The 4,456-nt window shown below is 66.6% G+C and carries 5 protein-coding genes; 3 read left to right on the plus strand and 2 right to left on the minus strand.

All coding sequences use genetic code 11. The features are described from left to right. Positions 1 to 24 precede the first annotated feature (24 nt). Both VDQ18_RS22880 and VDQ18_RS22885 read right to left on the minus strand, forming a co-directional pair. Positions 25 to 618: a TetR family transcriptional regulator C-terminal domain-containing protein gene (locus tag VDQ18_RS22880; RefSeq protein ID WP_323023165.1), complete on the minus strand. Its 594-nt coding sequence runs from the start codon at positions 616 to 618 to the stop codon at positions 25 to 27. Then, on the minus strand, positions 615 to 1,268 hold the full coding sequence (locus VDQ18_RS22885) for a TetR/AcrR family transcriptional regulator (protein WP_323023166.1): 654 nt from the start codon (positions 1,266 to 1,268) through the stop codon (positions 615 to 617). The genes VDQ18_RS22880 and VDQ18_RS22885 overlap by 4 nt, the downstream gene beginning before the upstream one ends. Before the next feature lie 164 nt (positions 1,269 to 1,432). Here VDQ18_RS22885 and VDQ18_RS22890 point away from each other — a divergent pair, with 164 nt between their 5' ends. From VDQ18_RS22890 to VDQ18_RS22900, 3 genes are read left to right on the plus strand one after another with little or no spacing between them, the layout of a single operon-like run. Further along, positions 1,433 to 2,761: an aspartate aminotransferase family protein gene (locus tag VDQ18_RS22890; protein ID WP_323023167.1), complete on the plus strand. Its 1,329-nt coding sequence runs from the start codon at positions 1,433 to 1,435 to the stop codon at positions 2,759 to 2,761. Between the two features lie 12 nt (positions 2,762 to 2,773). Then, positions 2,774 to 3,166: an ACT domain-containing protein gene (locus VDQ18_RS22895; RefSeq protein ID WP_323023168.1), complete on the plus strand. Its 393-nt coding sequence runs from the start codon at positions 2,774 to 2,776 to the stop codon at positions 3,164 to 3,166. A gap of 12 nt (positions 3,167 to 3,178) precedes the next feature. After that, complete coding sequence (locus tag VDQ18_RS22900) at positions 3,179 to 4,429, plus strand: Zn-dependent hydrolase (protein WP_323023169.1); 1,251 nt, start codon at positions 3,179 to 3,181, stop codon at positions 4,427 to 4,429. Positions 4,430 to 4,456 lie beyond the last annotated feature (27 nt).

A 4,456-nucleotide genomic window follows, 5' to 3' on the forward strand; every position in this document is an offset into this window, starting at 1 on the left:
CCCCCGCCTCCACCCGGCCCGGCCTCAGGGTTTCAAGAGCCGCTCGAACAGCGTCTCGAGATAGGCATCCGCCCCCTCCATCGGGTCGGCGCCGTCGCGGATCATGCGGATCTGGGCGTCGAAATCGGCGTAATGCTGGGTCAGGGCCCAGATCGAGAAGATCAGGTGATAGGGATCGACCGGCGCCAGTTGGCCCGCGGCGATCCAGCGCCGGATCAGCGCCGCGCTTTCATCGACCAGTTTCTTCAGGTCGCCGCCGATCTGGTCACCGAGGCGCGGCGCGCCCTGCAGGACCTCATTGGCGAAGAGCCTGCTTTCGCGGGGGAATTCGCGCGACATCTGCAGCTTGCGACGCATATAGGCCAGGATCTCGGCCTTGCCGTTGCCCTCGGGGTTCAGGCCGCGCAGGGGCTCAAGCCAGACATCGAGCAGATCGTCCAGCAATGCGCGGTGCATCGCCTCCTTGCTGTCGAAATAATAGAGCAGGTTCGGCTTCGACAGACCCGCCACCCCGGCGATCTGGTCGAGCGTGGCGCCACGGAACCCTTGGGCCGAGAACACATCGAGCGCCGCGTCGAGGATCTTGCGGCGGTTGCGTCGCTGGATGCGCGTGGTCATCGCGGCGCGCCCGGGTCGAGGCCGATGCCGCGCAGGACGATGCCGCAGACCGTCTCGGTCGCATCCTGCCATTGCGCGTCGGTCAGGGGGCCGTGGTTCAGCGTCTCCACCTGATGGGCGAAATCGGCGTAATGCTGGGTCGTGGCCCAGATCATGTAGAGCAGCCATTTGGGGTCGATGGCGGCGATCCGTCCTTCGGCGATCCAGCGGCGGATCACCGCGACCCGGGTCTCGGTCCAGGCCTGCAGCGTGGTTTCCAGATAATCCTGGATGATCGGCGCGCCGTGCATCACCTCATTGGCCCAGACCTTGGAGCCCGAGCGGTAATCGCGTGACAGAAGCATCTTGCGGGCGATGTAGCGGCGCAGCGCGATCTCGGGCTCGGCCTCGGTATCGAAACTGTCGGCCGCTTCCAGCCAGATCATGAAGATCCGCTCGACCACCCGGCGATAGAGCTTTTCCTTGGACGCAAAGTAGTAATGCAGGTTCGCCTTGGGCAGGCCGCAGGCATCGGCGATGGCCTGCATCGTCGCGCCGCCGAAGCCCGCTTCGGCGAAGACGACCTCGGCCGCGTCGAGAATGGCGCGCTCGGTCTCCTCGCGCATTTCGGCGCGAGTACCCGATTTTTCAGCGCTCTCGGTCTGGGCCATGCGTGCCCCGTCCCCCGTCCTGAACCCGCCCCCAAGAGACCTTGACTGGTTGGTCAGGTCTGCTAGCGTCGTTTCTGACCCCCGCCTTTCGTGGCCGGGTTCCAGCGAGAATAGGCCCGCGCCAGCGCCGTGACAACCCGGCCCGCCCGCCATCGGAGAGACAGATGAGCCTCGATCATCCCAAGACCCCCAACGACCTCAGCGCCTTCTGGATGCCGTTCACGGCAAACCGCCAGTTCAAGCAGGCGCCGCGCATGCTGGTCGCCTCGCAGGACATGCATTACACCAGCCATGACGGCCGCCAGATCCTGGACGGAACGGCGGGTCTGTGGTGCTGCAACGCGGGCCATTGCCGGCCGAAGATCGTCGAGGCGATCCAGAAATCCGCCGCTGAACTCGATTACGCGCCTGCGTTTCAGATGGGCCATCCGATGGCCTTCGAACTGGCCAGCCGGCTGGTCGACATGGCGCCCGCCGGTTTTGATCATGTGTTCTTCACCAACTCGGGGTCCGAGTCGGTAGATACCGCGCTGAAAATCGCGCTGGCCTATCACCGGGCCCGGGGCGAGGGCTCGCGCACCCGTCTGATCGGGCGTGAGAAGGGCTATCACGGGGTCGGCTTCGGCGGGATCTCGGTGGGCGGGCTGGTCAACAACCGCCGCGTCTTCGGCACGCTGCTGAACGGCGTCGACCACCTAAGCCACACCTATCTGCCCGACCAGAACCGCTGGGCCAAGGGTCAGCCCGAGCATGGCGAGAACCTGGCCGACGAGTTGGAGCGCATCATCGCCCTGCATGGCGCCGATACCGTCGCCGCGGTGATCGTCGAGCCGGTGGCGGGGTCGGCCGGGGTGATCCTGCCGCCCAAGGGCTATCTGGAGAAGCTGCGCGCGATCACCAAGAAGCACGGCATCCTGCTGATTTTCGATGAGGTCATCACCGGTTTCGGCCGCCTCGGCGCGCCCTTTGCCGCTGATTACTTCGGCGTGATGCCCGACATGATGACGACGGCGAAGGGCCTGACCTCGGGCACCGTGCCGATGGGCGCGGTCTTTGTCACCGGGGCGGTGCATGACACGTTCATGACCGGGCCCGAGCATATGATCGAGCTGTTCCACGGCTATACCTATTCGGGTTCGCCCATCGCCTGCGCCGCGGGCATCGCCACGCAGGAGCTGTACCGCGAAGAGGGCCTCTTCCAGCGCTGCGCCGATATCGCCCCCTATTGGGAAGAGGCGCTGCATTCGCTCAAGGGCACGCGGCATGTCATCGACATCCGCAACCTCGGCCTCATCGGCGCCATCGAGCTGGAACCGATCGCCGGGGAGCCGACGAAGCGCGCCTTCAACGCCTTCCTCAAGGCCTATGAAAAGGGAATCCTGATCCGCACGACCGGCGACATCATCGCCATGTCGCCGCCCCTGATCATCGAGAAAGAGCATATCGACCAGCTGATCGGCACCATCAAGGACGTGCTGGACACGCTGGACTGAGGCGGCGACCCGGTGGCGGCGGCGGAGATCATACGCGACGGGGCCGAGATGGTCCGCCGGATGCGCCCCGAACGGGTCGCCGGCCGCTATGTCTTCCGCAGCCTCTCGCCCGCCGAGCTGGCCGCGCGCCTGCCCGAGATCCGGGGGTTCTTTGTCGAAAGCGAGGGGCCCTCGGCCATCCTGCCCGCCGCACCCGGCGATGGGGACGCCATGGCCCAGATCACCCTGCAGGTTCACTCGGCGCTGGATGGCGTCGGGCTGACGGCGGCTGTGTCCGGCGCGCTGGCCGCCCGGGGCATCCCCTGCAACATGGTGGCGGCGCTGCACCATGACCATGTTTTCGTGCCCGAAGACCGGGCCGAGGCCGCGCTCGCCGTGCTGACGGCGCTGGCGGCGGAGACCTAGAAGGACCTGACGATGAGCGCACCCGGCGAAAACCTCCGCATCAATCCCGACCGGCTGTGGGACAGCCTGATGGAGATGGCCAAGATCGGCCCGGGCGTCGCCGGCGGCAACAACCGCCAGACCCTGACCGACGAGGATGGCGAGGGGCGGCACCTGTTCCAGCGCTGGTGCGAGGCGGCGGGGATGAGCATGGGCGTCGACCAGATCGGCAACATGTTCGCGACCCGGCCGGGGACGGACCCGGAGGCCGCGCCGGTCTACATGGGCTCGCATCTGGATACCCAGCCGACGGGCGGCAAGTATGACGGTGTGCTGGGGGTTCTGGGCGCGCTGGAAGCGGTGCGGACGATGAACGATCTGGGCATCAAGACGAAGCATCCCATCGTCGTGGTCAACTGGACCAACGAGGAGGGGACGCGCTTTGCCCCCGCGATGCTGGCCTCAGGCGTGTTCGCCGGGCGGCACAAGCTCGACTGGGCGCTGGACCGGGTGGACGCCAAGGGCAAGCGCTTCGGGGATGAGCTGGAACGGATCGGCTGGAAGGGCTCCGAGGAGGTCGGCGCGCGCAAGATCCATGCGCTGTTCGAGCTGCATATCGAGCAGGGCCCGATCCTGGAGGCCGAGGGCAAGGATATCGGCGTCGTGACCCATGGCCAGGGGCTGCGCTGGGTCGAATGCACGGTGACGGGCAAGGACAGCCACACCGGTTCGACCCCGATGCCGATGCGCAAGAACGCCGGGCGGGGCCTCGCGCTGCTGACCGAGCTGGTGCACGAGATCGCCATGAAGAACCAGCCGGGCGCGGTGGGGGCGATCGGCCATATCGACGTCTATCCCAATTCGCGGAACGTGATCCCGGGCAAGGTGGTCTTCACCGTCGATTTCCGCTCGCATCTGCCCGAGGTGCTTCATGGGATGGTCGACGAGTTCAACGCCCGCGCGCCGGGGATCTGCGAGGGGATCGGCGTCGGGTTCGAGTCGCAGATCGTCGGCCAATTCGAGCCCCCGGCGTTCGATGTGGAGTGCGTGGGCCGGGTGCGGGCCGCGGCGGAGCGGCTGGGCTATAGTCACATGGATATCATCTCGGGCGCCGGGCATGACGCCTGCTGGATCAACGATCTGGCGCCGACGGCAATGATCATGTGCCCCTGCGTGGATGGCCTCAGCCACAACGAGGCCGAGGAGATTTCAAAGGATTGGGCCGCCGCCGGGACCGATGTGCTGCTGCATGCGGTGCTGGAGACGGCGGAGGTGGTGAGCTAGCGGGGCTGGTCCCCGGAGAAAAAAGGG

This window comes from Pararhodobacter sp., assembly GCF_034676075.1.
GTDB lineage: Bacteria > Pseudomonadota > Alphaproteobacteria > Rhodobacterales > Rhodobacteraceae > Pararhodobacter.